We start from the raw sequence: 22,368 nt of genomic DNA on the forward strand, positions 1-22,368 counted from the left end.
ACCAGGTGTTCGAAGAAGCCGGAGGAAGGGATGCGTGAATGACTGCCGCGCCGGAGGTCGATGCCGTCGTTCTGGTCGGTGGCAAGGGCACGCGGCTGCGGCCGCTGACCCTGTCCGCACCGAAGCCGATGCTGCCCACCGCGGGGGTGCCCTACCTTTCCCACCTGTTCTCCCGCATCCGTGAGGCCGGGATCACCCACGTCGTGCTCGGTACCTCATACCGGGCCGAAGTGTTCGAGGCGCACTTCGGCGACGGGTCCGCGGTGGGACTGGAACTCGAATACGTGGTGGAGGAAACACCGCTGGACACCGGTGGGGCGATCCGCAACGTCCACGACCGGCTGCGCGCCGAGAACGCGGTGGTGTTCAACGGCGACATCCTCTCCGGCGCGGACCTCGGCGCGCTGGTGGGCACGCACCGGTCGACCGGCGCGGACGTCACCCTGCACCTGCAGCGGGTCGACGACCCCAGCCGTTTCGGTTCGGTTCCAACGGATTCCGAAGGCCGCGTCACCGCGTTCCTGGAAAAGACGCCCAATCCGCCGACGGATCAGATCAATGCCGGGTGTTATGTGTTCAAGCGCTCCGTCATCGGGTCGATTCCGGCGGGTCGCCCGGTTTCGGTGGAACGCGAAACCTTTCCCGGCCTGCTCGAAGCCGGGGCGCACATCCACGGTTTCGTGGACGCGTCGTACTGGCTCGACGTCGGCACCCCGGAAGCGTTCGTCCGCGGTTCCGCCGACCTGGTGCGCGGGATCGCGCCCACCTCGGCGCTGCCGGGCCCGGTCGGCGACGCGTTGCTGCTGGACGGCGCGAAGGTCGCCGAGAACGCTTCGGTGACCGGCGGTTCCACGCTCGGTGACGGTGCGGAAGTCGGGGCGGGCGCCCGGGTCTCCGGTTCGGTGCTGTTCGACGGCGCGGTGGTCGGTGACGGCGCGGTGGTCGAGCGCTCGGTGCTCGGCAGGGGCGCGCGGGTCGGGGCGGGCACGGTGTTGCGCGGGGTGGTGCTCGGGGACGGCGCGGTCGTCGGCGCGGGCTGCGAGCTGCTCGACGGCGCCCGCGTCTGGCCCGGGATGACCATCGCGGACGGGGCCGTGCGATTCTCGAGCGATGCCTGACACACGCCGCTGGCGCCCGCCGTACGCGCTGGACCTCAAGCGCGTGCTGGCGCCGTTGCGGCGTGGACCGGGTGATCCGACCGTGCACTGGGACGCGCCCGGCCGGGTGTGGCTGACCGCGAACACCGCGGACGGCCCCGGCACGCTCGGCCTGCGCCGCCTGGCCGACGGTGAGGTGGAGGCCGTGGCGTGGGGTACCGGTGCGGCCGTGCTGCTCGACGGTGTGCCCGCCCTGCTGGGTGCCTTCGACGACGACACCGGTTTCGTCGCGCACCACCCGGTCGTCGCCGACGCCCGGCACCGGCGGCCGGGCCTGCGCCTGCCGTCGACCGGGCGGGTGTGGGATTCGCTGGTGCCCGCGGTGCTGGAGCAGAAGGTGACCGGGATCGAGGCGCACCGGTCGTGGCGCGAGCTGTGCCGGTGGTTCGGCGAGCCGGCCCCCGGTCCGGCGCCCGCCGTGCTCCGGGTGCCGCCGACCCCGGCGGCCATCCGGTCCATTCCGGACTGGAAGTGGCACCGGGCGGGCGTGGACCTCAAGCGCCGCACGGCTTTGGTCGCCGCCGCGGGGGTGGCCCACCAGCTGGAGCGGGCGGCTTCGCTGCGCGGGCCCGAGGGCCGGGCGCTGTTGCGCGAGGTGCCCGGCATCGGCGTGTGGACCGCCGCCGAGATCGCCCAGCGCGCCTGGGGTGATCCGGACGCGGTCAGCTTCGGCGACTTCCACATCCCGTCGATCGTGGGTCACGCCCTGGTCGGGCGCGCGCTGGACGACCGGGGCATGGCGGAGGTGCTGGCCCCGTACGCCCCGCACCGGCAGCGGGCCGTGCGCTACCTGGAAGCCGCCGGGGTGACGCGGCCGCGGTTCGGCCCGCGCATGCCGATCCGCGACTACCGCGCGATGTGAGCTAGCGCCCGCCGTACGGGGGCTGCTGGTTCGGCGGGTACTGACCCGGCGGGTACTGCGGCGGGTAGGGGTACTGCTGCATCACGCGGGCCTTCTTCTTCGAGCTGTTCGACACCAGCACGACGGTCAGCACGATGCCGCCGACCACCAGGAACACCAGCACCAGCAGGATCAGCAGGGAAACCATGGGCTCTCCTCCGAACGGTCGGCCCGAGCCTATGCGGTGACCGGCTACCGCGCGGGACGCGGGGTGAACCGCGCCGCGGCCGGGGCACCGGCCCCGCCGCCGTCCAGCGCGGCGGACACGATCGACAGCGCCTCGCCCTGGCTGAGCCCGAGCTTGCGCACCACGGCCGCGTACTCCGCCGCCGCTTCCTGGGCGCGGCGGCGGTTCTGGTCACCGGAGGCGCCGACGAAGCTGCCCGCCCGGCCGCGGGTCTCGATCAGGCCCGCTTCCTCGAGTTCGCGGTAGGCCCGCGCGATGGTGTTGGGCGCGATGCCGAGGTCCGCCGCGAGCTTGCGGACGGTGGGCAACTTGGTGCCGACCGGCAGCGTGCGGTCGTTGATCTGCCGGGCGAGCGAGGAGCGGACCTGCTCGTACGGCGGCACGGGGGAGTTGCTGTCCACGCTGAGCATCATGTTGCGACCACCTTACGCCCGGCCCTCCGCCAGCCGACGAAGAAGCACGCCAGCGAAGCGACCATCAGCCCGAACAGGGTGAGTTGGACGGCGACCAGATCGGTGAAGTTCGTCGGAATCCCGAAGGCGAGCGCAGCCACCGGAAAGCCCGCGCGGCCCACCTCTTCCGCGCGCAGCCGGTCGTCGACCAGCAGGGAGAGTCCGTCTTCGGCCAGGGCCGGGCGGTTGAGCGCCCGTCTTGCCCGCCAGGCCGTGCCGCCCGCGCCGAGCAGCGCCACCCCGGCCAGCAGGCTGCCTGCCAGTACCTCGCCCACTGCGATCAGGCCGCGGCCGGTCCGAGCCCGCCGGGGTAGGCCAGCACCAGCGCGCAGAGCAGCGGGCCGTTGAGGAAGTCGGTCCACTTCGGCGCGACCGGGCGGGCGACGCGGCGGGACAGGGCCGCCGCGACACGGCGCTCGCCGACCGCCTGCTCGTGGTTGAACCAGGCGAGCACGGCGACGGGGTGAAGCCCAGGAGGAACACGTACCAGGCGCCCGTGGCGCGAACCCCCAGCACGCTGGGCACCACCGGCACCACGGCGATCAGCACGGACGCGACCGGGTGCCTGCCGAGGAAGTTCTGGTGCCGGACAGCTCCCCGCCCGGCCAGCCGCATCGCGACGAACCAGGTCGGCTCGGCGTGGATGCCCTGCTTGAACAGCCACGCCCGCGCGAACGCGAACTGGAACCCGCCCACCGCCGGCGGTGCCGCGAACCCGCTGGTCATGTTTCCCCTGTGTCATTCCCTGTAGCAGGACGATGACACAAAGGTCGACACAAAATCAAGCGTGTTCGACGGCCGCCGCGATCAGTTCGGTCAGTTCCTCGGAACCGGCGGGCAGGGCGGAGATCGGCCACCAGCGCAGGTCGTCCGACTCGGCGCTGCGCACCGGTTCCGCGCCGGGTGGGGCGTGCGCGGTGAACCGCACGTCGAAGTGGCGGGTGGGCACGCCGAGCGAGCAGGTGATCGGGTGCACGTCCAGGTGGACCGGTTCGGTGTCGATGGTCAGCCCGGTGATGCCCGACTCCTCGGCCGCCTCGCGCAACGCGGCCTCGGCCAGCGCGGTGTCACCCGGCTCGCAGTGCCCGCCCAGTTGCAGCCAGCGGCCGACGCGCGGGTGCAGGGTCAGCAGCACCCGTTCCCCGGTGTGGTCCAGCACCACCGCCGAAGCGGTGACGTGCCCGGCCTCGCAGGACCGCGCGCACGCGTCCGCCCTGGCCGCGACAAAGCCCAGGAACGCCTGCCGCAGCGACTCCTGCGCCGCGGTCGGCGCCTTCCAGTTGTCCAAAGTGGATAGCGTGTCGGCGTGCAGGCTCACAGTTCGACCAGCCCTTCGGCGAGTTCACGGGGTGGGCGCGGGCCGGACGGGCCGTCCAGCGGGTGCCCGATGGCGACCGCGCCCAGCGGGTGCCAGCGCTCGTCCAGCCCGAGCTGCGAGCGCACCACGCCGGCGGAGAAGATGGTCGAGCCGACCCACAGCGAGCCCAGCCCTTCGGCGGCCAGCGACACCAGCAGACCCTGCACCGCGGCCCCGCCCGCGACGGTGAACATGGTGCGTTCACAGGCGTTGCGGCGGTCGTCGGGATAGGTGTGCGCGCCTTCGGGCACCAGGAACGGCAGCACCAGTTCGGGCGCGGTGAACAGCAGGTTGCCGCGGGCGAGGCGCTTTTCCACCTGTGCCGGGGTGAAGCCGTCGCCTTCGAGGTCGGCGCGCCAGTGCTCGCGCATCGCCGCCAGCAGCGCCTGCCGCTTGCCGTGGTCGCGGATCCAGAGGAAGCGCACCGGCCGCGTGTGGTGCGGCGCGGGTGCGGTCAGCGCGGCGCCGACCGCCCGGCGGATCACCTCCGGCTCCACCGGTTCCTCGGTGAACGCACGCACGGATCGCCGCACCAGCACCGCTTCCCGGCGGCCCTGCGCGATGGATTCGCTGGTGCCCAGGCGGAACAGGTCGTAGTCCGCCGGGCGCACCAGGTCGTGCGCGGTGGACCCGTCGTCCTCGATGCGCAGCCCGCGCACCACCGCCACCGGTGTGCCGCCGAGCTTGCCCTTGACCAGGTCCGCCGCGGCAGCCAGTTCGTCGGCCACGGCGACCTCGGTGACCGCCAGCTCGTTGCCGTGCTCGTCCACCTCACCGGCGTAGGAGTGCAGCACGCGCAGCCCGGACGACCCGATCGCGGCGTCGGTCTGGCCGACCCGCCACGCCCGGCCCATGGTGTCGGTGATCACCACCGCCACCTCCACGCCGAGCCGGTCGCGCAGGCCGTTGCGCAGGGCGAGCGCCGACGCGTCCGGATCGGCGGGCAGCAGCGCCACCTCCCCGGAGTCCACATTGGACGCGTCGACCCCGGCGGCGGCCTGCACCAGCCCGTTGCGGTTCTCGGTGATCACCGTGCGGCCGATCCTGGCCACCACCCGCACCGACTCGTCCTCGATCAGCTTGCGGCGGGCGGCGTCGCGGGCTTCGGGGTCGCGGGGCACGGAGACCAGCCTGCCCTCGATCTTGGAGACCACCTTGCTGGTCACCACCACCACGTCCCCGGACCGCAGCCAGCGGGCCGCGCCGGCGACGGCGCCGGTCAGGTCGTCGCCGGGGCGGAACTCGGGCAGCCCGGTGACCGGCAGGACCTCCAGCTTCGGTGCGGCGTGGTCAGTCAACGTCCACCCCGGCCAGGTCGAGCGCCGCCAGCGCCATCTTGGCGGTGGCGTCCACATCGGACATCAGCAGCGGCACCGGCCGGACCGCGACGCCCGGCACGTCGGCGGTCTCGCCGCGCTGGATCAGCCAGCCGTCGAGCAGGCCCTCCGAGGTCTGGCGCGAACCGTAGTGCCTGCCGACCGCCTGCGCCGAGGTCTCCACGCCGATCGCGGTCAGGCAGGCGTCGGCCATGCCGCGCAACGGTTTCCCGTCGATGATCGGCGAAACGCCGACCACCCCGGCACTGGTCTTGCGCAACGCGTCGCGGATACCGGGCACGGAAAGCACGGTGCCGACCGAGACCACCGGGTTCGACGGCGCCAGCAGCACCGCGTCGGCCTCGGTGATGGCCTCCAGCACCCCGGGCGCCGGGGTGGACTCCTCGGCGCCCACCGCCACGATGGAGTGCGCGGGCAGTTCGGCGTGGTAGCGCACCCACCACTCCTGGAAGTGCAGCGCCTTGCGGCCGCCCTCGGTGTCCGGGTCGTCCACCACCACGTGCGTCTCGACCCGGTCGTCGGTCATCGGCAGCAACCGCGCGCCCGGCTGCCACCGGTCGCACAGCGCTTCGGTGATGGCCGAGAGCGGGTAACCGGCGCGCAGCATCCGCGAGCGGATGAGGTGCGTGGCGATGTCCTTGTCACCGAGGCCGAACCAGTCCGGCTCGGCGCCGTAGGCGGCCAGTTCCTCCTTGACCGCCCAGGTCTCCCCGGCATGCCCCCAGCCGCGGGCGGTGTCGATGCCGCCGCCCAGGGTGTACATGCAGGTGTCCAGGTCCGGGCAGATCCGCAGCCCGTGCATCCACACGTCGTCACCGGTGTTCACCAGCGCGGTGACCTCGTGCGGGGCGCCATCGGGGGCGGGACCGATCGGGGGCAGGCCGAGCGCGGCCTTCACGCCGAGCAGGAAGCGGGCGCCGCCCACCCCGCCGGCTACAACGACAACCTTCACGAGGAGCGATCCTCGCACGAGCCGGTGGCGGGGACCCAGTAGCGGTACCGGTGGTGCTCGGTGAAACCCAGCCGTTCGTACAGGGCGAGCGCCGGGGCGTTCCCCACCGCCACCTGGAGCGCGCACCGGGTGGCCCCGCGCGCGGCCCCCCAGCCGCCGACGGCTCCCATCAACTCGAGCGCGAGCCCGGTGCGCCGGTGAGCCGGGCGGACCGCCAGCCGGGCCACGTGCAGCACGTCGTCCACGACGGCGCCGCGGACCGCGCCCGCCGTCTCGGTCCCGACCTCGACGACCCCGTAGCCGACCGCGGGCGCGGTGGTCAGCACGTGCCGTTGCGCCGCGGTCGGTTCGGTGGTGCCCGCGCACAGTTCCCACCATGCGGACGTCGGCTCGGTGAGCACGCGCGCGGCTCCGCCCGGTTCGCCGAGTGGTCCGACCAATACGGAAACCTCGTGGCCGGCCGGGTGGGCCACGTGCGGCACCCAGCCGTGCTGTTCCAGTGCCCGCTCGACGGCCCCGCCGCGGACCGCCTGCACGGCCGGGTCGAGCCCGTGCGAGTGGGCGAAGTCACAGACGCGGTGCAGCGCGTCGGCCATCGGCAGGCCCGGGTCCCCGATGGCCAGCGCGGTGTTCGCGCGGCCGGTGAAGCCGTCCGCCGCCCGCAGCCACCACCGGCCCAGCCGTTCGCCGGTCACCGGCGGCCAGGCGAGGGCACACTGGAGTTCTAGTGTTTCCGCTGGTTCCACGGGCTGGATTCTGCCCGTGGGCGCCGACCCGAGGAGGAACGGATGAGCGTCTCCCGCAAGGACGACCGGCACAACGAGGACCTGGTCGCCGAGATCGCCGAAGGCTTCAGCAGGGCGGTGCGCGCGAAGCAGCCGGAATCCGGTGAGGGCGGCCAGGACCAGCCCGCTTTTGTGATCACGGGGGACCAGCGGGACCCGAAGCGGAATCGACGCTCCCGGTGACCGGCGTACTCCGGGTATGGTGACTCGGAATCGAGGCGTTCAGGGGGCGGAATAAGGGTCGCCTCACCGCCACGGACACCTCGTGACCGCGTAATGTCGGCCGTGCGGCCAGACCGAACAGACACAAGCAGGAGAGCACTGTGACCTACGTGATCGCCGAGCCCTGCGTCGACGTGCTCGACAAGGCGTGCATCGACGAGTGCCCCGTCGATTGCATCTACGAGGGTGATCGGATGCTCTACATCCACCCCGACGAGTGCGTGGACTGCGGTGCGTGCGAACCGGTCTGCCCGGTCGAAGCCATCTACTACGAGGACGACGTGCCCGACGAGTGGGCCGCCTACACCAAGGCGAACGTGGACTTCTTCGACGAGCTGGGCTCGCCGGGCGGGGCGTCGAAGGTCGGCAAGACCAGCCACGACCCCGCGTTCGTGAAGAACCTCCCCCCGCAGGGCGAATGAGCCGGGTCCCCCTACCCGACTTCCCCTGGGATTCACTCGCCGCCGCCAAGGCGAAGGCGCAGGCACATCCGGACGGTGTGGTCGACCTGTCCATCGGCACGCCGGTGGACCCGGTCCCGGCGGGCATCCGCGACGCGCTCGCGTCGGTCTCGGACGTGCCGGGTTATCCGACCACCCACGGCACCCCGGCGTTGCGCGCGGCGGCGATCGACGCGCTGCGCCGCCGTCACGGCGTGGCGGGCATCGAGCCGGACGCGGTGCTGCCGACGATCGGGTCCAAGGAACTGGTCGCCTGGCTGCCGCGGCTGCTCGGCCTCGGCGCCGGTGACCTGGTGGTCATCCCCGAGCTGGCGTACCCGACCTACGAGGTCGGCACCCTGCTCGCCGGCGCGACCCTGGTCCGCGCCGACGGCCTGACCCAGCTCGGCCCGCAGCGGCCGTCGCTGCTGTGGCTGAACTCGCCGTCGAACCCGACCGGTCGCGTGCTCGGCGTCGAGCACCTGCGCAAGGTGGTCGACTGGGCGCGCGAGCGCGGCACCATCGTCGTTTCCGACGAGTGTTACCTGGCGCTGGGCTGGGAGGCCGAGCCGCTGTCGATCCTGCACCCGTCGGTGCACGGCGGCAGCTTCGACGGGCTGCTCGCCGTGCACTCGCTGTCGAAGTCGGCGAACCTGGCCGGTTACCGCGCCGGGTTCGTCACCGGTGACCCGAAGCTGGTCGCCGATCTGCTGGCCATCCGCAAGCACGCGGGCATGATCGTGCCGCGGCCGGTGCAGGAGGCGATGGTCGCCGCGCTGACCGACGACGAGGCGCTGGCCGCGCAGCGCGAGCGGTACGCCCGGCGGCGCGAGCCGCTGCGGAAGGCGCTCAAGGACAGCGGTTTCCGGATCGACCACTCCGAGGCCGGGCTCTACCTGTGGTCCACCAGGGACGAGGACGCCTGGCAGACGGTGGACTGGCTGGCCGACCGCGGCATCCTGGCCGCGCCGGGCACCTTCTACGGTCCCGCCGGCGGGCGCCACGTGCGCATCGCGCTGACGGCCACCGACGAGCGCATCGAAACCGCCGTCGAGCGGCTCTCGTAGTTCCTCCCGCTTCCTTGACGGGGCACAGTCATGCCCGCAATACTGAATCTGTATTCAGTGAATGGAGATTCAGTATGAAGGTGCTCATCGCGGGAGCCGGGCCGACCGGCTTGACCCTGGCCATCGACCTGGCCCGGCGCGGGGTCGAGGTGCGGGTGGTGGACCGGGCGGAGCAGTTCTTCGCCGGGTCCCGTGGCGACGGCCTGCAGCCGCGCACGCTGGAGGTCTTCGACGACCTCGGTGTGGTGGAAGCCGTGCTCGACGCCGCGATCTCGGTGCCGCCGCCGATCCGGGTCCACGTCGCCGGGGAGTTCATCGGCCAGCGGATGACGTTCGAGCCGCGGCAGCCGACGGCGGACGTGCCCTATCCGAACGGCTGCATGCTGGGGCAGTCGCGGACCGAGGCGATCCTGCGGGAGCGGCTGGCCGGGTTCGGGGTGCGGGTGGAACTCGGCACCGAGCTGACCGGGTTCACCCAGGACGAGGCCGGGGTGGACGCGGAGCTGAACGGCGTCGAGCGGGTGCGGGTGGACTACCTCGTCGGCGCCGAAGGCGGGCGGAGCTTCGTGCGGAAGTCGCTCGGGATCCCGTTCGAGGGCGACACGGACGAGTCGATCCGGATCCTGCAGGGCGATGTCGCCGCCGAGGGGCTCGACCACGACTACGCCCACTTCTTCGGGCCGAGCGCCGATCCGCGGGAGGGCATCATGCTGACCCCGCTGCCCGGTGGGGCGCAGTTCCAGTTCGCCGCCCCGCAGGACGGCGAGCCGACGCTGGCCGGGTTGCAGGCGCTGCTCGACCGGGTGTCCGGCGGGATGGGCATCCGGCTGCACGACCTGACCTGGTCGACGGTGTGGCGGCCGAACGCCCGGCTGGCCGCGCGGTACCGGGAGGGGCGGGTGTTCCTGGCCGGGGACGCCGCGCACGTGCACCCGCCGACCGGGGGGCAGGGGTTGAACACCGGGGTGCAGGACGCGGTCAACCTGGGCTGGAAGCTGGCCGCCGAGGAGCACCTGGACACCTACGAGGCGGAACGCCTGCCGGTGGCGGCCTCGGTGCTGGGGCTGGCCACGGCCACGCTGAAGAAGTACACCGACGGCGACGCCGACGCGCACCGGCGGGGGACGGAGTTCCACCAGCTGGGCATCAGCTATGCCGGGGGGCCGCTGGCCCACGACAACCGTTCGCGGCCGGGGCGGGTGGTCGCCGGTGACCGTGCGCCGGATGGGCCGGTGGACGGGAAGACGCGCCTGTTCGACCTGTTCCGGGGTCCACATTGGACGACTTTGGCGTTCGGCTGCCCGGCTCCGGAGGAGGCGCACGCATACGGCATCACGGGGGAGGCCCTGTCGATCTACGACGTGGAGCCGGGGACGGTGGTGCGGGTGCGCCCGGACGGTTACATCGGCTCGATCACGGCTTGAGTCCAATGTTCGGACGGGTACCTCGGTGATCATGTGGCCGGACGGATCGGCGGAACATAGGCGGGGAGGATTGTTCAACAATCCGAACTCTCCGCCGATCCGTCGAGGCTCAATAGTCTGGGGAGTCGATGAGTCGAATCCTCTTGTTGGATTGTTCAACAATCCAACAAGGTCATTCGTTCGATGTCATGTCTGCCGATTGGATCGGCTCTACGCGCACCTAGGGGATTGTTGAACAATCCCACAAGAGCCCGGTTGACCTTTGTTCCGGGAGTTGCCTGTCGGCTGGATCAAGCCAGCGCCTGCCGGGAGGATCGTTGAACAATCCAGCAAGGAACTGGTTGGCTGCTCGCCCTGGTGACCTGCCTGCCAGCTCGATCAGGCCGACGTCCGCGCAACCCCGAGACTCAGCGTTTGAGCAGCGCCTCAGCCGCCGCGTCGATCTCGGCGACCACTTCCGGCCACACCGACCGCGCCACCGCGCACCGCAGGTTCTCCCGTTCCACCACGCGCCCCGCGATGAACGCGACCGCCGGATCGGCGTCGGCGGCCAGCGTCCGGACGCGCGAAGCGGCCACCACCGCATCCTGGTGGTCCCCCAGCACGGTCTGCAGCCGTTCCGCGGCCCGCACCAGCCCCTTCACCGCCTTCTTCGCCGACTTCCCCGGTGCCGCCGGTTTGGCCAGCTCACCCGCGTACCGCAACCGCTTCCCGTGGATCCGCAGCGCGTGCAGGTCGTCGTGCGGGGGATCCTCCGGCAGGGCCGCCACCGCCTTGGCCAGCTTCCGGTACGGCTTCCGCAGCGCCCCGACCAGATCCACCTCGGCCGCCGGAGCGCCCTCCGGCGCCCCCGGCTCCACCTCGCCCGGCCGCGCCAGCTGCGCCGTCATCGTCAGCACCGTCCGGTACCGGCCCCCGTTGAGCACCCTGGTCAGCCGCCGCTTGGCCTGGCCCCGTTGCGCGACGAACCGCGCGACCAGCTGCCGGGCGGCCAGCTGGTCGGTGGCCTCGAACTCGGCGACCACCTCCCGCAGGTGCTCGATCAGCACGTCGAAGTCCCGCACCTCACCGAGCGCGTTGCCGAGCCAGCCGAGCTCGGCCCGCACCTCCTCCGCCGTCGGGCCGAGCAGCCCGCCGGAGACCTTCAGCACGCTGCGCATCCGCCGGACGGCCACGCGCAGCTGGTGCAGGTGCTCGGGATCGGTGCCCGCGCGGGTGCCCGGCTCGTGCTCGAGCACCACGCGCAGTTGCCGGTCCAGCTTCGCCCGCACGTGCGCCACCGGCGGATCACCCGCCCGCACCTTCGGGGGCTCGGCGGGGAGGCCGAGCTCGACCGGCGTGCTGACCTGGGGGCGAGGAGGCGTCACGGTGGCCATCTGTTCGATGGTAAGCGAATCAGTTCGCGTGCAGCGCCGCGTTCAACTCGATGCCCGACCCGGTGCGCGGCACCACTTCCACCGCACCGGTGGCCGAGTTCCGCCGGAACAGCGCCCCGGAGATCCCGGACAGCTCCCGCGCCTTGACCGTCTTGCCGTCGAAGACCACCTTGGTGCCCGCCGTGACGTACAACCCGGCCTCGACCACCGAATCGTCGCCGAGCGAGATGCCGATGCCGCCGTTGGCGCCGATCAGGCACCGCTCGCCGATCGAAATGATCTCCTTGCCGCCACCGGAGAGCGTGCCCATGATCGAGGCGCCGCCGCCGACGTCGCTGCCGTCGCCGACCACCACGCCCGCCGAGATCCGGCCTTCCACCATGGACGCGCCGAGCGTGCCGGCGTTGTAGTTCACGAAGCCCTCGTGCATCACCGTGGTGCCGGGGGCCAGGTGCGCGCCGAGCCGCGCGCGGTCGGCGTCGGCGATCCGGACGCCGGTCGGGGTGACGTAGTCGACCATCCGCGGGAACTTGTCCACGCCGTAGACGGTCACCGCGCCACGCGCCCGCAGCCGCAGGCGGGTCGCCTCGAAGCCCTCGACCGGGCACGGGCCGTGGTTGGTCCACACCACGTTGGCGAGCAGGCCGAAGATGCCGTCCAGGTTCTGCCCGTGCGGCCGGACCAGCCGGTGCGAGAGCAGGTGCAGGCGGAGGTAGACGTCGTGGGTGTCCGCCGGGGCGGCGGCGAGGTCGCCGATGCGGGTGCGCACGGCGACCACCTCGACACCGCGGTCGGTGTCCTCACCGAGCAGCGCGGCCGCGGCCTCGCCGAGCACCTCGGCGGCTTCCTCCCGCGAAAGCCGTTCGGTGCCGCCGGTGCCCGCCTCCGCCAGCTTCGGCTGGGGGTACCAGGTGTCCAGCACCACACCGTCGGTGCTGATGGTGGCCAGCCCGACGCCGCTGGCCCCGGTGGTCTCGGGTGAAGAGTTCTCGGTCACGGCAGTGACGGTAACCGAGCGGGAGTCACTCTGTCGCCGTGGGCGCTTCCCGCAGGCGTGTACGCACAGTGTCCAGCGCGACCCGCAACTGCTCCAGCTGACGGCTGCAGACGGCCGGTTGAGGTGCGGTTTCCGCCTCGCAACCAGCACCTCGATAGGAGTCGATGCCGGTGCGCAGCTGCTCCCCGGGATCACGGAGAGCGACGAAGTTCTGGGCCAGTTCGTTCACCGTTCCGGTGAAGCTGCCGAGTTGCGTGACGTACTTCTCGCAGAGCCAGTGCTTCTGCTGCTCCGGCACGCGGAAGCAGGGGTCCGCGGTGAGCGCGTTGGCCTTGGTGAGCAGGTCCGCCGGGCTCACCTGGCCGGGCTTCGGCCGGGCGGGCGCGGGGTCTTCGGTGCCGCAGCCGGTCAGCGCCGGCAGGGCGAGCAGGAGCAGTGCGGGGGTGAAACGGCGGGTGCGCACGGGGCCCACCGTACTTCGGTAGGTTGCCGGGCATGGCTTTGGACCTGCGTGCGGACCCGATCGACCTGACCGCGGCACTGGTGGACGTGCCCAGCGAGTCCGGGCAGGAGGCGGAACTGGCCGGTGCCGTGGCGGCGGCGCTGCGCCGGGACGCCCCGCACCTGGAGGTGGTCCGCAACGGCGACGCGGTGCTGGCCCGCACGAACCTGGGCAGGCCGAGCCGGGTGCTCTTCGCCGGGCACCTGGACACCGTGCCCGCCAACGACAACCTGCCGTCCCGCCGCGAGGGCGGGCACCTGCACGGGCTGGGCACGGTGGACATGAAGTCGGGCGACGCGGTGTTCCTGCACCTCGCGGCCGAGATCACCGAGCCGAAGCACGACGTGACCTTCGTCTTCTACGACAACGAGGAGGTCGAAGCCACGCGCAACGGCCTCGGCCGCATCGAACGGGAGCTGCCGGACTGGCTGCGGGCCGACCTGGCGATCGTCGGCGAGCCGTCCAACGCGGTGATCGAAGCCGGGTGCCAGGGCACCATGCGGGTGCGGCTGCCGGTCAAGGGGCAGCGGGCGCACACCGCGCGGGCCTGGCGCGGGAAGAACGCCATCCACGGCCTGGTCGAACCGCTGCGGCGGCTGGCCGAGTACCAGCCGCGCACCCCGAAGATCGACGGGCTGACCTACCGCGAGGGCCTGCAGGCGGTGCGGGTGCACGGCGGGGTGGCGGGCAACGTGGTGCCGGACGAGGCGGTGCTGGAGATCAACCACCGGTTCGCCCCGGACCGCTCCCCGGAACAGGCCGAACAGCACCTGCGCAAGGTCTTCGACGGCTTCGAACTGTCCGTTGTGGACGTTTCGCCGGGGGCGCTGCCCGGACTGGACGCCCCGGCGGCGGCCCAGCTGGTCGAGGCGGCCGGCGGGCAGCCGGTGGCGAAGCTCGGCTGGACCGACGTGGCGCGGTTCTCCGCGCTGGGCATGGCCGCGGTCAACTTCGGCCCCGGCGACCCGGCGCTCGCCCACACCAAGGGCGAGCACGTCGCGGTGGCCGACATCACCCAGGTGACCAAGGTGCTGCGGGCCTTCCTGAGCTAGCCGGTTCCCCACTGCCCCCGGCACCCCGAGTCCGTAAGCTCGGGACGGTGACTGAACGAACTGCAGAGGTGCCCGGCGAGAACTACCCGGAGCACCCGCCGGAGAAGCACCGTGGCCCGGTCGTCCTGCGACGCGGACAGCGTTCCGAGGCCACCACCACCGACCAGCGGCTGCTCGACTCCCGCGGCCCGTCCGACTGGGTGCACACCGACCCGTGGCGGGTGCTGCGCATCCAGGCCGAGTTCGTCGAGGGCTTCGGCGCGCTGGCCGAGGTGCCGCGGGCGGTGACCGTGTTCGGGTCCGCCCGCACGCCGCGTGAGCACCCCGAGTACGAGCTGGGCCGCAAGATCGGCGGTGCGCTGGCCAACGCCGGGTTCGCCACCATCACCGGCGGCGGGCCGGGGGCGATGGAAGCGGTCAACCGCGGGGCCTCCGAGGCGGGCGGGTTCTCCATCGGCCTCGGCATCGAGCTGCCGTTCGAGCAGGGCCTGAACCCGTGGGTCGACCTCGGGGTGAACTTCCGGTACTTCTTCACCCGCAAGACCATGTTCATCAAGTACTCCCAGGCGTTCATCTGCCTGCCCGGCGGCTTCGGCACGCTCGACGAGCTGTTCGAGGCGCTCACCCTGGTGCAGACCAAGAAGGTGACCAAGTTCCCGGTGGTGCTCTTCGGCAGCGACTACTGGGGCGGGCTGTACGACTGGATCGCGGAAACCCTGTTGCGCGAGGGCAAGATCGGGCAGAAGGATCTGGACCTGCTGCACGTCACCGACGACGTCGACGACGCGGTGGCGGTGGTGCAGGAGGCGTACAAGGCATGGGAGGAAGCCCACTAGTGAAGCGGGTCTGCGTTTTCTGCGGCTCCTCGCCCGGCAACCGGCCGGTCTACACCGAGCGGGCCGCGGCACTGGGGGAGCTGCTCGCCGAGCGCGGCATCGGGCTGGTCTACGGCGGGGCGAGCGTGGGCACCATGGGAGTGGTCGCCGATGCCGCGCTGGCCGCGGGCGGTGAGGTGATCGGGGTGATCCCCGGGCACCTGATGACCGCCGAGGTCGGCCACCACGGGCTGACCGAGCTGCACGTGGTGGACACGATGCACGAGCGCAAGGCGATGATGGCCGAGCTGTCCGACGGTTTCCTGGCGCTGCCGGGTGGTGCGGGCACCCTGGAGGAGCTGTTCGAGGTGTGGACCTGGGCGCAGCTGGGACTGCACGCGAAACCGCTCGGCCTGGTGGACGTCGCGGGGTACTTCCAGCCGCTGCGGAAGTTCGTCGACCACATGGTGGACGAGGGGTTCCTGCGGCCGCAGCACCGCGAGATGGTGACCGTGGACGAGGACCCCCGGGTGTTGCTGGCGGCTTTCGCCTCGCACGGTGAAGTTGCCGGCGTCGTCGTGGACAAGTGGAGCGGTCAAACGCCGAACCGGTAGATGTTCGGCAGCCCGGCCACCGGCAGGCACGAGTCCTCGCCGCCGCTGAAGCAGATCTCGGTGCGGCTCAGGTCGATCTGCGCGGGCACGTCGGCGTAGGCCGAGACGTAGTACGAGACGCCTTCGCGCAACCGGGTTTCGGTGGCCGAAGTCGCGCCTTCACGCAGCACCTCGGAATCGGCGCGGGCCTTGGGTTCCGGGGCGAAGCTGCCGAACGCGATGAACTGGGCACCGCAGTCCGACAGCGAGATCGGGGCGCAGACCCCGCTGCTGGGGAAGTGCACCGAGGCGGGCAGCACGGCGTCACCGGTCACCTCCCCGCGCAGCTCGGAGATCCGCAGCACCACCCCGAGCGTGGTGCGGCCGGCGATTTCGGCGCGTCCGCGGAACCGGGTGCTGGTGCCCTGGGCGACGCCCTGCGCGACGAAGGCCGGGGTGCGGTAGTCGGGGCCGCTCGGCGCGGGCAGCGTCCGCACCGGCATCGGTTCGGGGGGCGGCGGCGGGCTCGAGGTGCTGGGCGTACCGGGATCGACGGGGCCGGAGCCGCAACCGGCCAGCAGGGCGGCCACGCCGAAACCGGCCAGGGATCTTCGAATGCGTCTGTGGTCCATGCCGGTGCAGACGGTACCGGCGGACCGGCCGCCGCGGCGTAACGGTTCGGGCGCCATACAGTTGTACTCATGAGTAATCCCAGGACGTGGCAGGAACCGCGCTGGTCCGCCGCCGAGCTCGTGGCGGCGAAGGCGGGCCGCACGGTTTCGGTGGTCCTGCCCGCGCTCGACGAGGCCGGAACGGTCGCCGGGGTGATCGCCTCGGTGCTGCCGCACACGGGTTCCCTGGTCGACGAACTGGTCGTGGTCGACTCCGGCTCGACCGACGACACCGTGGGGGTCGCCGCCCGCGCCGGTGCCAGGGTGGTGCGGCGCGAGGACGTGCTGCCGCACCTGCCGCCGTGGCCCGGCAAGGGCGAGGTGCTCTGGCGGGCGCTCGCGGCCACCAGCGGCGACCTGGTCGTCTACCTCGACTCGGACCTGGTCGACCCCGATCCGGCGTTCGTGCCGTCGCTGCTCGGGCCGCTGCTCACCGCGCCGGGCGTGCACCTGGTGAAGGGCTTCTACCGCCGTCCGCTGCGGCTGGAGAGCACCGGCGGCGGCCGGGTCACCGAACTGCTGGCCCGCCCGCTGCTGTCCGCGTTGCGCCCGCAGCTGGGCGGCCTGGTCCAGCCGCTCGGCGGGGAGTACGCGGCCACCCGCGAATTCCTCGAGTCGGTGCCGTTCGCCGCCGGGTACGGGGTGGAGATCGGGCTGCTGCTCGACGCCGAGGCCCGGTACGGCGTCGACGGGCTGGCGCAGGTCAACCTCGGGGTGCGCAAGCACCGCAACCGGTCACTGCTGCAGCTGGGCGTGATGGCCAGGCAGATCCTCGGCACCACGCTCGCGCGCTGCGGCATCGACCAGGCCGGTGGTGAGCTGACCCAGTTCGTGCAGGTCTCCGGGGAGTGGCTGCCCGACGTCACCGAGGTGCTCATCGCGGACCGGCCGCCGATGCTCGAAGCCGCGCGCCTCGGCGGGGTCGTGGGTGGCCAGCACCACGGTGGCCCCGGGGCACGCCCGTAACACCCCGTCGAGCACCCGCCGGGCGTGCACCGGGTCCAGGCCCTCGGTCGGTTCGTCGAGCACCAGGACCCGCGGCCGGGCGAGCACGGCACGCGCCAGCGCGAGCCGCCGCCGCTGGCCGCCGGAGAGCGTGGTCGCGTCGATTTCCCAGGCGCAGTCCAGGTCCACGGCTTCGCAGGCGCGGCGGAGTTCGGCGTCGGCCGCTTCGGGGGCGGCCAGCAACAGGTTCTCCTTCACGGTGAGCTGGAAGACGTGCGCGTGCGCGGTGGCGCCGCTGACGATCCGGGGGAGCTGGTCCGGGTCGAACCCGCTGAGGGCGCGCCCGTTCACGGTGACCCCGCCCGTCTGGGGTTCGAGCAGGCCGAGCAGCACGTGCAGCACCGTGGACTTGCCCGAACCGCTCGGCCCGAGCAGGGCGACCCGCCTGCCCGGCGGCAGGTCGAGGTCGGCCAGCGGCAGACCGCGGGCGGTGGCCCCGGTGAGCCGCAGGTGCACCGGGCCGTCCGGCACGACGGCGGTGCCGGGTTCGGGAGCGGGTTCGGCCAGCAACGCCCGCAGGCGCCGGATCGACGTCCGGCACTGGACCCACCGCTGGGCGGCGGCGGGCAGCGGCAACACCACCTCGAACGCCGCCAGCGCCCCCAGGGCGAGCGCGGCCGTCAACGGGGTGGGAACTCCGGCGACCAGGCAGATCGCCAGCGTGGTGCCCAGTTGCAGCGCGACACCCGCCGCCGCGAGCACGGGCACCCAGTGGGCGCGTTCGGCGGCGGCCAGGTCGCCGACCGCCTTCGCCGCCGCGGCCAGCGCCCGCCGATCGGCCCCGTGGGCGAGCAGTTCTTCCGCACCGCGGACCAGGTCCACGGCGTGCTCGCCGACCGCGGCCCTGGCCGGCGCGCTCCGAGCCGCGGCCACGGCCGTCAACCGGGCGCAGCACCACGGCAGCACGACGCCGCCGAGCCCGAGCCCGGTCGCCAGTGCCAGCGCGGCGGGCGGGGAGAACAGCGCGCTGACCCCGACCGCGATCGCGCCGGTCAGCGCGGCCACCCCGGCGGGCAGCAGGCACCGCAGCACGGCGTCCTGTGCGGCGTCCACATCGGACACCACGCGGGCGAGCAGGTCGGCGTCGGAGGCCAGCGGGTCCCGGTGCGGCAGCAGCGCGCGGTACACCCTGGCCCGCACCTCGCCGATCGTCGACAGCACGACCCGGTGCCCGGCGAGGCGTTCGGCGTACCGCAGGGAACCCCGCAGCAGCGCCAGCGCCCGCACGGCGACGATCGCCACCGTCAGCGCGGTGATCGGCGGTTGCTCGGCCGCCCGCAACAGCAACCAGGCCGCGAGCCCCATCAGCGCCAGTCCCGCGAGTTCGGCGGCGGTCGCGAGCAGCGCCGCCCAGAGCAGTTTCATGCTTCCTCCCGCAGCAGGCCGTGACGCAGTTCGACCACCCGGGTGGCCAGTGCGGCCATGGCCGGCCGGTGGGCGACCAGCACCGCGGTCCGGCCCTCGGCCAGCCGGGCGGCGGTGCGCAGGACCGCGGCCTCGGTCTCGGTGTCCAGGTGGGCGGTCGGTTCGTCGAACAGCAGGAGTTCGGCGTGGGGCCGCAGGAACGCCCGTGCCAGGCCGACGCGCTGGCGTTGCCCGGACGAGATCCCGGTCGCCCGGTCGAAATCGATCTCGGCGGCTCCGGCGGCGGCGGTGACGTCCCCATCGGCGCCCAGGCTGATGTTGTCCGCCAGGCTGCCCGGGAACACCGTCGGCCGCTGCGGCACCCACGCCAGCCGGGCCCGCCAGGCGGTCAGGTCGAGGTCACGCAGGTCGACGCCGTCGACCAGGACCCGGCCCCCGGTCGGCTGGACGAAGCCGAGCAGCACGGCGAGCAGCGTGCTCTTGCCCGCCCCGCTCGGCCCCACCAGCGCGATGCGTTCTCCCGGCTCGATCGTCAAGTCCACATCGGATAGCGCGTCGTGGTCGCGGCCGGGGTAGCGCACGGTCACCCCGTCGAACCGGATCTCCCCCCGGCCGGGCTGTTCGCTCCCGTTCGGCCGGGCTTCGGGAAGGGCACGCACCTCCGCCAGCACGGCCAGCCCCTCCGCGCTGGCGTGGAACTTGGCGCCCGCCGCCCGCAGCGGCAGGTACGCCTCGGGCGCCAGCAGCAACACCACCAGCGCGGTCTGCACGGTGATGCCGCCGTCGAGCAACCGCAGGCCGACCGGCACGGCGACCAGCGCCACCGACAGCGTCGCGACCAGTTCCAGCACCAGCGCCGAGAGGAACGCCACCCGGAGCGTGCGCATGGTCGCGCTCGCGTGGGCGTCCGCCATGCGGCGCACGGTGTCCGCCTGCGCCTTCGCCCGGCCGAACACCTTGAGCGTCGGCAGTCCGCTGACCACGTCGAGGAAGTGACCGCCCAAAGTGGACAGCAGCCGCCACTGCCGGTCGGTGCGGGCGCGGGTGTGCGCGCCGACGAGGGCGGCGAACACCGGTACCAGCGGCAGCGTGACGGCCACCGTCAGGCCCGCCACCAGGTCCGCGGTGAGCAGCCGCGCCAGCACGGCCAGCGGGATGACCACCGAGCCGGCCAGCTTCGGCAGGTACTCGGCGAAGTAACCGTGCACGCCGTCGATGCCGCGGGTGACCAGGGTGGCCGTGCGCCCGGCGTCGGGGGTGTGCAGCGACCGCGTCAGCACGCGGTTCCGCAGCGTGGTCTTGACCGTGGCGGTGTACCGGTCAGCCAGGGCACCGCCCGCCCGGGTCAGCGCGGTCCGGCCGAGCACCGCGCCGCCGAGCAGGGCCGCCGTGCCCGCCGCCGGTGCGATCAGCAGCCCGGCCAGCAGTTCGGCCTGCACCAGGACGGCGACGGCGGTCAGCGCGGCGAGCACCCCGAGCGCGGCGAGGTACCGCGAGAAGCCGGGGAGTTCCTCACGCAGGCGTGGGTCGATCGGGCGCATTCCCGTCCCCCTCAGAAGTGCAGCAGCGAACGGTCGCCGAGCGGCCACCGGTTCGCCCGCCAGGTCAGCCACTGCACCAGCACCACCACGGCGACCGCGGGCACGGCGACGAAGGTGAGCAACCGCAGCGTCGCCGGGGAGGCCGCCGCCCGGTGCAGGTCCAGCGACAGCAGCAGGTACGGGAAGCGCAGCGTGCCCGCCAGCACCACCGGCAGCACGGCGAGCGCCATCGTCCCGGCCAGCGCGACCCGCGGCGTCCCCAGCCGGGCCACCACCAGTGCGAGCACCGCCGCCGCCAAGACCGCCCACGCCACCCACGGCCGCTCCGCGGTGACCGTCAGCGCCGTCCACCCGGCGATCACCACCACGAAGCCCGCCACCACCGGAACCAGCCACCGCACCAGCCGCCCGGCCCGCACCGCCGTCCCGGCGTCTCCGCGCACCCGCAGGAAAGCCGCGCCGTGCAGGGCGAACAACGCCACGAACCCGAGCCCCCACCCCAGCGAATACGGATCGGCGACGGGCACCGGGCCGGTCGCGGGCAGCCCGCGCACCAGGTTCCCGAAGAACACCCCCCACGACACCGTGGTGACCAGCGCACCAACGGTGACCAGCAGGTCCCAGCCACCGCGCCCGGCCCCCGGTCGCCTGCTCCGCAGCTGCACGGCGGCGGTGAACGCCACCAGCCCCAGCAGCAACGCCACCACGACCAGGTAGTTCTGCCGGAACAGCTTGCCCTCCAGCAGCGGGAAGGCCCCGAACAGCAGGCCGACCGCGGCCACCAGCCACACCTCGTTGCCGAGGAAGAACGGCCCGAACGAGCCGAGCACCCGGCGGCGCCCGGCCTCGTCGCGGCCGGACACCCGCAGCAGCATCCCGACGCCGTAGTCGTAACCGGCCAGCGCGAAGTACCCGGCGAGCAGCAGCCCGAGCAGGCCCCAGAAGAACAGTTCCACGGATCAAACCCCCGAGAGGACGGGCTCCGGGCCACGGCGGGCCAGCCGGGACAGCAGGACCCAGTCGGCGACGGCGAGTGCGGCGAAGAGCGCGGTGAACACGACGAACGAGGTGAGCACCTGACCGGCGCCCAGGTCGGAGACGGCGTCGGCGGTGGTCAGCTTGCCGAACACCAGCCACGGCTGCCTGCCGAGTTCCCGCACCAGCCAGCCGCAGATCGCCGCGACGAACGGCAGCGGGATGCCCCAGACCATCAGGTGCAGCAACGGCCGCACCCGGGAGATCCGGTTCTTCACCAGCAACGGCAACGCGATCAGGGCGGCGAGCAGGAAGAGCTCGCCGATCGTGATCATCAGCCCCAGCGGCAACCCGACCGCGCCGCTGTCGAACTTGTCCGGCTGCACCTCGGAAACCGCCGGGAACTGCGCGAAACCGAAGCCCAGCACCACCGGTACGGCGAGCAGCGTCACGACCACCCCCAGCCGCATCGACCGCAGGAAGAAGTCGACCTCCCCGGTGCGCCGCAGGAAGTGGTGGGCGCTGATGCCGACGACGAACACACCGCCGGTGAACAGGGCACCGCTGAGCACGTGCGGCAATGCGGAAACGAAGGTCGGATTCGTCAGCAGCGCCCCGAAATCGGTCAGCCGCAGCACCCCGTTCTCCTCGACCGAGCCGACCGGGTTCTGCAGGAACGAATTGGCGGCCATGATCCAGAACGCCGAGGCGTACGCGGTCAGCGCGACCAGCCAGATCAACGCCAGGTGCAGCCACTTGCCCAGCCGGTCCCAGCCGAAGATCCACAGCCCGAGGAAGGTGGATTCGAGGAAGAAGGCGACCAGCGCCTCGATGGCCAGCGGGGCGCCGAAGACGTCACCGGCATAACTGGACAAACCACTCCAGTTCAACCCGAACTGGAATTCCATCACGATTCCGGTGACGATTCCCAGTGCGTAGTTGACCACGTAGAGCCTGCCCCAGAACCGGGTCATCCTGGCGAACACCGGCTGCCCGCCGAGCGCGTGGCGCGTCTGCATGATCGCCACCAGGGTGACCAGGCCGAGGGTGAGCAGCACGAACAGGAAGTGGAACGAGGTGGTGGTGGCGAACTGCCACCGCGCGATCGGTAGGGCCTCCATGGTGTCGCAGGCTACATGTAGCTAGGCTACATGTAGCGGCAAAATCTATGAGGTCGGGGAAAAGTCAGGGTCGG

General features: G+C 72.5%; 26 protein-coding genes and 1 pseudogene. 11 read left to right on the top strand and 16 right to left on the bottom strand.

Annotated features, from left to right (window positions below):
- Window positions 1–38: 38 nt before the first annotated feature.
- Together manB and AC07EG_RS01580 are read left to right on the top strand one after the other, a co-directional pair.
- Entirely contained in the window at window positions 39–1,118 is a 1,080-nt protein-coding gene (manB, locus tag AC07EG_RS01575) for a mannose-1-phosphate guanylyltransferase (protein WP_478250991.1), read from the top strand.
- The gene (locus tag AC07EG_RS01580) at window positions 1,111–2,019 is read left to right on the top strand and encodes a DNA-3-methyladenine glycosylase family protein (protein ID WP_478250992.1); all 909 of its coding nucleotides are present in this window, start codon (window positions 1,111–1,113) and stop codon (window positions 2,017–2,019) included. Before manB ends, AC07EG_RS01580 begins: the two co-directional genes overlap by 8 nt.
- Before the next feature lies 1 nt (window position 2,020).
- Here AC07EG_RS01580 and AC07EG_RS01585 read toward each other — a convergent pair whose 3' ends face one another.
- The 4 genes from AC07EG_RS01585 to AC07EG_RS01600 are packed head-to-tail and all read right to left on the bottom strand — an operon-like array spanning window position 2,021 to window position 3,151.
- On the bottom strand, window positions 2,021–2,206 hold the full coding sequence (locus tag AC07EG_RS01585; protein WP_478250993.1) for a hypothetical protein: 186 nt from the start codon (window positions 2,204–2,206) through the stop codon (window positions 2,021–2,023).
- 44 nt (window positions 2,207–2,250) lie between these two features.
- On the bottom strand, window positions 2,251–2,658 hold the full coding sequence (locus AC07EG_RS01590) for a GntR family transcriptional regulator (RefSeq protein WP_478250994.1): 408 nt from the start codon (window positions 2,656–2,658) through the stop codon (window positions 2,251–2,253).
- Window positions 2,655–2,972: a hypothetical protein gene (locus tag AC07EG_RS01595; RefSeq protein ID WP_478250995.1), complete on the bottom strand. Its 318-nt coding sequence runs from the start codon at window positions 2,970–2,972 to the stop codon at window positions 2,655–2,657. Before AC07EG_RS01595 ends, AC07EG_RS01590 begins: the two co-directional genes overlap by 4 nt.
- A gap of 5 nt (window positions 2,973–2,977) precedes the next feature.
- On the bottom strand, window positions 2,978–3,151 hold the full coding sequence (locus AC07EG_RS01600; protein WP_478250996.1) for a hypothetical protein: 174 nt from the start codon (window positions 3,149–3,151) through the stop codon (window positions 2,978–2,980).
- Between the two features lie 42 nt (window positions 3,152–3,193).
- Between AC07EG_RS01600 and AC07EG_RS01605 the strand changes: the two genes are divergently transcribed.
- Complete coding sequence (locus AC07EG_RS01605) at window positions 3,194–3,448, top strand: hypothetical protein (protein WP_478250997.1); 255 nt, start codon at window positions 3,194–3,196, stop codon at window positions 3,446–3,448.
- A 30-nt stretch (window positions 3,449–3,478) separates the two neighbouring features.
- On the opposite strand, the gene AC07EG_RS01610 is transcribed toward AC07EG_RS01605, so the two are convergent.
- The 4 genes from AC07EG_RS01610 to AC07EG_RS01625 are packed head-to-tail and all read right to left on the bottom strand — an operon-like array spanning window position 3,479 to window position 7,089.
- On the bottom strand, window positions 3,479–4,015 hold the full coding sequence (locus AC07EG_RS01610; protein WP_478250998.1) for an NUDIX hydrolase: 537 nt from the start codon (window positions 4,013–4,015) through the stop codon (window positions 3,479–3,481).
- Entirely contained in the window at window positions 4,012–5,352 is a 1,341-nt protein-coding gene (locus AC07EG_RS01615) for a coenzyme F420-0:L-glutamate ligase (RefSeq protein WP_478250999.1), read from the bottom strand. The genes AC07EG_RS01610 and AC07EG_RS01615 overlap by 4 nt, the downstream gene beginning before the upstream one ends.
- A complete protein-coding gene (cofD, locus tag AC07EG_RS01620) occupies window positions 5,345–6,343 on the bottom strand; it encodes a 2-phospho-L-lactate transferase (protein WP_478251000.1) in 999 nt (332 codons plus the stop codon). The genes AC07EG_RS01615 and cofD overlap by 8 nt, the downstream gene beginning before the upstream one ends.
- Window positions 6,340–7,089: a GNAT family N-acetyltransferase gene (locus AC07EG_RS01625; protein WP_478251001.1), complete on the bottom strand. Its 750-nt coding sequence runs from the start codon at window positions 7,087–7,089 to the stop codon at window positions 6,340–6,342. Before AC07EG_RS01625 ends, cofD begins: the two co-directional genes overlap by 4 nt.
- Before the next feature lie 42 nt (window positions 7,090–7,131).
- On the opposite strand from AC07EG_RS01625, the gene AC07EG_RS01630 reads away from it, so the two are divergent.
- The 4 genes from AC07EG_RS01630 (at window position 7,132) to AC07EG_RS01645 (ending at window position 10,281) form a co-directional block, all read left to right on the top strand.
- Window positions 7,132–7,311 carry a hypothetical protein gene (locus AC07EG_RS01630; RefSeq protein ID WP_478251002.1) on the top strand — a complete coding sequence of 60 codons (180 nt, stop codon included), beginning with the start codon at window positions 7,132–7,134 and terminating at the stop codon, window positions 7,309–7,311.
- Window positions 7,312–7,451: 140 nt separating this feature from the next.
- Entirely contained in the window at window positions 7,452–7,772 is a 321-nt protein-coding gene (gene fdxA / locus AC07EG_RS01635) for a ferredoxin (protein WP_478251003.1), read from the top strand.
- Entirely contained in the window at window positions 7,769–8,857 is a 1,089-nt protein-coding gene (gene dapC / locus AC07EG_RS01640; protein WP_478251004.1) for a succinyldiaminopimelate transaminase, read from the top strand. The genes fdxA and dapC overlap by 4 nt, the downstream gene beginning before the upstream one ends.
- A 74-nt stretch (window positions 8,858–8,931) precedes the next feature.
- Complete coding sequence (locus AC07EG_RS01645; RefSeq protein WP_478251005.1) at window positions 8,932–10,281, top strand: FAD-dependent monooxygenase; 1,350 nt, start codon at window positions 8,932–8,934, stop codon at window positions 10,279–10,281.
- Between the two features lie 407 nt (window positions 10,282–10,688).
- On the opposite strand, the gene AC07EG_RS01650 is transcribed toward AC07EG_RS01645, so the two are convergent.
- Genes AC07EG_RS01650 through AC07EG_RS01660 form a run of 3 tightly spaced genes read right to left on the bottom strand, consistent with a single transcriptional unit; the run spans window position 10,689 to window position 13,117 of the window.
- A complete protein-coding gene (locus AC07EG_RS01650) occupies window positions 10,689–11,657 on the bottom strand; it encodes a CHAD domain-containing protein (protein ID WP_478251006.1) in 969 nt (322 codons plus the stop codon).
- Between the two features lie 19 nt (window positions 11,658–11,676).
- Window positions 11,677–12,654 (bottom strand): 2,3,4,5-tetrahydropyridine-2,6-dicarboxylate N-succinyltransferase, encoded by a 978-nt coding sequence (gene dapD, locus AC07EG_RS01655; RefSeq protein ID WP_478251007.1) that lies wholly within the window; start codon window positions 12,652–12,654, stop codon window positions 11,677–11,679.
- A gap of 25 nt (window positions 12,655–12,679) precedes the next feature.
- Window positions 12,680–13,117, bottom strand: coding sequence for a hypothetical protein (locus tag AC07EG_RS01660; RefSeq protein ID WP_478251008.1), 438 nt, complete (start codon window positions 13,115–13,117; stop codon window positions 12,680–12,682).
- Window positions 13,118–13,149: 32 nt separating this feature from the next.
- On the opposite strand from AC07EG_RS01660, the gene dapE reads away from it, so the two are divergent.
- From dapE to AC07EG_RS01675, 3 genes are read left to right on the top strand one after another with little or no spacing between them, the layout of a single operon-like run.
- A complete protein-coding gene (gene dapE / locus AC07EG_RS01665) occupies window positions 13,150–14,208 on the top strand; it encodes a succinyl-diaminopimelate desuccinylase (RefSeq protein WP_478251009.1) in 1,059 nt (352 codons plus the stop codon).
- A gap of 47 nt (window positions 14,209–14,255) precedes the next feature.
- Complete coding sequence (locus AC07EG_RS01670; protein ID WP_478251010.1) at window positions 14,256–15,044, top strand: LOG family protein; 789 nt, start codon at window positions 14,256–14,258, stop codon at window positions 15,042–15,044.
- Window positions 15,044–15,637 carry an LOG family protein gene (locus tag AC07EG_RS01675; protein ID WP_478251011.1) on the top strand — a complete coding sequence of 198 codons (594 nt, stop codon included), beginning with the start codon at window positions 15,044–15,046 and terminating at the stop codon, window positions 15,635–15,637. The genes AC07EG_RS01670 and AC07EG_RS01675 overlap by 1 nt, the downstream gene beginning before the upstream one ends.
- On the opposite strand, the gene AC07EG_RS01680 is transcribed toward AC07EG_RS01675, so the two are convergent.
- Entirely contained in the window at window positions 15,619–16,248 is a 630-nt protein-coding gene (locus AC07EG_RS01680) for a hypothetical protein (RefSeq protein WP_478251012.1), read from the bottom strand. The genes AC07EG_RS01675 and AC07EG_RS01680 overlap by 19 nt on opposite strands.
- Before the next feature lie 69 nt (window positions 16,249–16,317).
- Between AC07EG_RS01680 and AC07EG_RS01685 the strand changes: the two genes are divergently transcribed.
- Entirely contained in the window at window positions 16,318–17,253 is a 936-nt protein-coding gene (locus AC07EG_RS01685) for a glucosyl-3-phosphoglycerate synthase (protein WP_478251013.1), read from the top strand.
- 9 nt (window positions 17,254–17,262) lie between these two features.
- Here the strand turns inward: AC07EG_RS01685 and cydC are convergent.
- The 4 genes and pseudogenes from cydC to AC07EG_RS01705 all read right to left on the bottom strand — a co-directional run.
- Window positions 17,263–18,657: pseudogene (gene cydC / locus AC07EG_RS01690) on the bottom strand (thiol reductant ABC exporter subunit CydC); the annotation flags it as partial.
- Window positions 18,654–20,198 (bottom strand): thiol reductant ABC exporter subunit CydD, encoded by a 1,545-nt coding sequence (gene cydD, locus AC07EG_RS01695; protein ID WP_478251014.1) that lies wholly within the window; start codon window positions 20,196–20,198, stop codon window positions 18,654–18,656. The pseudogene cydC and the gene cydD, both read right to left, overlap by 4 nt.
- An 11-nt stretch (window positions 20,199–20,209) precedes the next feature.
- Window positions 20,210–21,154 (bottom strand): cytochrome d ubiquinol oxidase subunit II, encoded by a 945-nt coding sequence (locus AC07EG_RS01700; protein WP_478251015.1) that lies wholly within the window; start codon window positions 21,152–21,154, stop codon window positions 20,210–20,212.
- A 3-nt stretch (window positions 21,155–21,157) separates the two neighbouring features.
- Window positions 21,158–22,294: a cytochrome ubiquinol oxidase subunit I gene (locus AC07EG_RS01705; protein WP_478251016.1), complete on the bottom strand. Its 1,137-nt coding sequence runs from the start codon at window positions 22,292–22,294 to the stop codon at window positions 21,158–21,160.
- Between the last annotated feature and the right edge of the window lie 74 nt (window positions 22,295–22,368).

This window comes from Amycolatopsis sp. NPDC045836 (assembly GCF_056431745.1).